This window comes from Skermanella sp., assembly GCF_059503625.1.
In genome coordinates this window covers 12,456-16,388 of sequence record NZ_JCACHA010000603.1, presented here as the reverse complement: position 1 = coordinate 16,388, position 3,933 = coordinate 12,456, and the positions used below count along the sequence as shown (strand labels likewise).

The following is a 3,933-nucleotide window of genomic DNA, read 5'->3' as shown; positions in this document are numbered from 1 at the left end:
ATGCGATCTGCCGGCAGACGGGAATGGTCGATCCCCTGCTGCTCCAATCGATGGTGATCTTCAAGCAGGCCCATCAGGGCGGAGAGATCGATATCCATCAGGATGCGGCATGGCTCTATACCGAGCCCGGCAGCGTCCTCGGTTTCTGGTTCGCGCTGGAAGACGCCACGACCGAGAACGGCTGCATGTGGGCACAGCCCGGCGGCCATCGCACCGGCCTCCGTTCCCGTTTTCGCCGCCGCCCGGACGGCAGTGCTGGCATGGATTGGTTCGATAACGACGAATTCCACGGATCGGAAGAGCATTTCGTCCCCTTGGAAGCGCCAGCCGGCACCCTGATCGTTCTTCACGGCTTCTGCCCGCACCGCAGCGGCCCCAACAGGTCCCGCCACGCGCGCGGTTCTTACAGCCTGCACGTGATCGACGGTGCCTGCCGGTATCCGGAAGACAACTGGCTGCAACGATCCCCGGCCATGCCGCTGCGCGGCTTCGACCTCAAGGCGATCGAAGAACTTCCGGCGCCGGTCCCCGCCTTTCAGTTCTGACCGGCGATCCGGCGCGCCGTCGCCTGATGGCTGCGGCTCAACTCCGCGATGTCCAAGCCCGGAATGTCGCCGTCGACCACGGTCCATCGGCCGCCGATCATGACCCAATCGGCCTTGTGCGCGCCACACAGGACCAGGGCCGCCAGGGGATCGCCGTGTCCGGCGAAGCGTAGCTCGTCCAGGCTGAACAGCGCCAGATCGGCCTGATATCCCGGAGCGATCGTTCCCAGGTCCGCCGAGCGCCCGATGCATCCCGCCGAACCGGTGGTGGCCCAACGCAACGCGTCGCGATGGCTGACCGCCGATACCCCGTACTGGAGCCGTTGCAGCAGGAAGGCGGCGCGCACTTCCTGCATCAGGTTGCTGCTGTCCGCCGAGGCCGAACCATCGACGCCCAGCCCGACCTTCACCCCGGCGCTTTCCATCCCGTGGACCGGGCACATGCCCGATGCCAGCACCTGGTTGCTGCACGCGCAATGCGTCACGGACGCACCGGCGGCGGCCAGCCGGCCGATTTCGGCGTCGTCGAAGTGGATGCCGTGGGCGAGCCAGACGCGGTCGTTCAGCCAGCCGCATTCCTCCAGGTAGTCCAGCGGACGGCAGCCCATCGTCTCCAGGCAGAAGGCGTTCTCGTCCTCCGTCTCCGCCAGATGGGTATGCAGGCGGACGTCATGACGGGCGGCCAGCTCCGCCGTCCGGGTCATCAGCGACCGGGTGACCGAGAAAGGCGAGCAGGGGGCCAGCGCCATCTGGATCATCGCGCCGTCGCCGCGCTGGTGATACTTGCCGATCAGCCGCTCGCTGTCCTCCAGGATGGTATCCTCGTCCTGGACGACGCTGTCAGGCGGCAACCCGCCGTCGCGTTCCGACAGGTTCATCGAACCGCGCGTCAGCACGGCCCGCATGCCCAGCCGCTTCGCCACCTCGCCCTCGACATCGATCGCGTCTTCCAGCCCCTTGGGGAAGACGTAGTGGTGGTCGGTCGTCGTGGTGCAGCCCGACAGCATCAGCTCCGCCATCGCGACGGTGACGGCCGATTCAAGCGCTTGGCGGTCGAGCCGTGCCCATACCGGATACAGCGCCTTCAGCCAGGGGAACAGCTCCTTGTCCAAGGCGGCGGGCAATGCACGGGTCAGCGTCTGGTAGAAGTGGTGATGGGTGTTGATCAGCCCTGGAACGACGGCAAGACCACCCGCTTCGAACACCTCCGCCACCGGGGTCGCCGGTTCACGTCCGGCGGGAACCAGCTCGGCGATCCGGCCATCCTCGACGACGATCCCGCGTTCGGCTCCCTCGGCGAGGATAGCCAGCGGGTCCTTGATCCAAAGCCTCATGGGCGGAGTTCCTTCGAATAGGCGCTGTCGATCCAATACTACCGTGATCGGCCTTCCGCCATGCCTTCAATCCGGCCCAGGTCTTAATCGGGCAAGACGGTGATGGTCGCGGTGAGCCCGGCCCTCGGCTGCCAGTCCTCCGGCGGATGGTCCAGCGAGATCCGGACCGGAATCCGCTGCGCCAGCCGGACCCAGGTGAAGGTCGGGTTGATGTTCGCCAGCAGGTCGGGGCTCTGGCTGCGTTCCCGGTCCACGATGCCGCTGGCGATGCTGTGGACATGGCCTTCGAAGTTTTCGCCCGATCCCATCAGCGCCACCGATACCCGCGCCCCGACCTTGATGCGCGGCAGCTTGGTTTCCTCGAAATACCCGACGACATGGAACGAGTTGATATCCACCAGCGCCAGGGCGGGAGATCCCGCCTGGACATAGTCGCCGGCATGAAGCTCCAGGTTGGTGACATAGCCGTCGGCGACGGCGCGGACTTCCGTCCGCTCGAGATTGAGGTTGGCGACCTCCATGTCGGCCACAGCCTGCCGGTAGCCGGCCTGCGCTATGGCATAGGCCGATTCCGCCTGCTCGCGGTCCGATGCCGAGACCACGCCGTTGGCCAGCCTGTGCTGCCGGTCCATGTCGCGTTCCCGCTGCATCATCTCGGCGCGGCGGCTCTCCACCATCGCCTTGCTCTGATCCAAGGCCAGCCGGTAGCGGTCCTGATCGATGGTGAACAGCAGTTCGCCGCGATGGACCCGCTGGTTGTCCGCCACGTCGACGCGGGACACGACGCCCGAGACGTCGGGCGCCACCTGGATGACGTCGGCGCGGACGCGGCCGTCGCGGGTCCAGGGCCTTTCCATGTAGTAGTCCCACAGGTACCAGCCGACGACGGCGGCGAGGGCGACCGTGACCAGGGTGACCGCAATACGGCCAAGAGAAATCGAGAGTTTCATGGTCCTATAATTCCGTAAGCCGGCCGGCCACCGCGACGACGCCACCCAGGACGATGATGAACAGCGCCGCGTCGAAAAGTCCGCGATGCCAGATCCACCGCGCCATGCCGGTCTTGTCGATCAGGCGCCGCAGCACCGTCCAGACGACCAGGGCTACGATCGCCCAGCCGAGGATGGGCGTGATGTACACGCCCGCTATGTCGAGTTCCTTCATCTCAGGACGTCCGTTGGATATGGAACAGCGCGTGGCGTATGCCGAACAGCGACAGGAGTATTTCTGTACCGGCGGCGCCGGTCTCGGGCGCCGAAAGCCGGGCGGCCGCGTCGTCCAGCACGTGGCGCAACTCGTCGATATCGGTGTCTCCGTCCGCACCGCCGAAATAGCGCCGGAGCGCCGCCAGCACCGTGTCTATCGTCTCGCGCGCCGGCGCCGGCAGCATGTCGCGGTCGCGCCGGATCGCCAGGAGGTTCAGTCCGATCCGCAGCCCCGCCAGCGCGTCGCGCAGCAGGTTCCGGCGTTCCGGACGGTCCGAAGTCAGCGCAAGACGGGGCACCAGACCGCCCAGGCGGTCGTACATCCGCCCTTCGAAGCGCCGCCGGTCCAGTCTGGAGTCTCCGCCGGCCAGCCTCGCCAGATCGCTCCGGATCGCGTCCATCAGCCGCTGGACCGTCCAGTCCGCTCCCAGCGACCGCATGAGCGTCAGGACCACCACGGCAGTTCCAAGCCCGATCACCTGAGCGATCCCGCCGTTGAGGAAGTCGGCGAAGTCGATCTGGTAGCTGTTCTGAAGCGCCAGCGTCGCGGCGGTCGTGATTAGGACGGGCAGCGCCACGGGGAAGTGAAGCGGCGACGCCATCGCGGCGGCGAGCGGAATGAAGACCGGCACCAGGGCCGCCACCAGCATCGGAAAGCTGTTGACGCCCGGCAGCACGAACAGCAGGTAGCCGCTCGCGATCATCATGGCGACGATCGACAGGTTCAGGAACTTGGCCGCCGCCTGCGCCGGTTCGTCCAGGGTCGCGAACAGGCTGCATCCCACGGCGGCCATCATCGCGGCGAGATAGCCGTGCGGCCACCCGGTGGCGATCCAGATCCCCGTGCAG

At 66.8% G+C, this 3,933-nt stretch carries 5 protein-coding genes; 1 reads left to right on the top strand and 4 read right to left on the bottom strand.

The genetic code is table 11. The features are described 5' to 3' along the window. Nucleotides 1–545: phytanoyl-CoA dioxygenase family protein (locus AC5JJ6_RS16305; protein ID WP_496043067.1), on the top strand; the 545-nt coding region annotated here is incomplete at its 5' end. On the opposite strand, the gene AC5JJ6_RS16300 is transcribed toward AC5JJ6_RS16305, so the two are convergent. The 4 genes from AC5JJ6_RS16300 to AC5JJ6_RS16285 form a co-directional block, all read right to left on the bottom strand. Further along, entirely contained in the window at nt 536–1,879 is a 1,344-nt protein-coding gene (locus AC5JJ6_RS16300) for an 8-oxoguanine deaminase (RefSeq protein WP_496043066.1), read from the bottom strand. The genes AC5JJ6_RS16305 and AC5JJ6_RS16300 overlap by 10 nt on opposite strands. A gap of 83 nt (nt 1,880–1,962) precedes the next feature. Beyond that, the gene (locus AC5JJ6_RS16295; protein WP_496043065.1) at nt 1,963–2,829 is read right to left on the bottom strand and encodes an efflux RND transporter periplasmic adaptor subunit; all 867 of its coding nucleotides are present in this window, start codon (nt 2,827–2,829) and stop codon (nt 1,963–1,965) included. Nucleotides 2,830–2,833: 4 nt separating this feature from the next. Beyond that, the gene (locus tag AC5JJ6_RS16290) at nt 2,834–3,043 is read right to left on the bottom strand and encodes a DUF1656 domain-containing protein (protein WP_496043064.1); all 210 of its coding nucleotides are present in this window, start codon (nt 3,041–3,043) and stop codon (nt 2,834–2,836) included. 1 nt (nt 3,044) lies between these two features. Further along, nucleotides 3,045–3,933: FUSC family protein (locus tag AC5JJ6_RS16285; RefSeq protein ID WP_496043063.1), on the bottom strand; the 889-nt coding region annotated here is incomplete at its 5' end.

What these genes read in the sequence shown, in the direction of transcription:
- AC5JJ6_RS16300 (WP_496043066.1), bottom strand. Translation starts at nt 1,879, where the DNA reads ATGAGGCTTTGGATCAAGGACCCGCTGGCTATCCTCGCCGAGGGAGCC.
- AC5JJ6_RS16295 (WP_496043065.1), bottom strand. Translation starts at nt 2,829, where the DNA reads ATGAAACTCTCGATTTCTCTTGGCCGTATTGCGGTCACCCTGGTCACG.
- AC5JJ6_RS16290 (WP_496043064.1), bottom strand. Translation starts at nt 3,043, where the DNA reads ATGAAGGAACTCGACATAGCGGGCGTGTACATCACGCCCATCCTCGGC.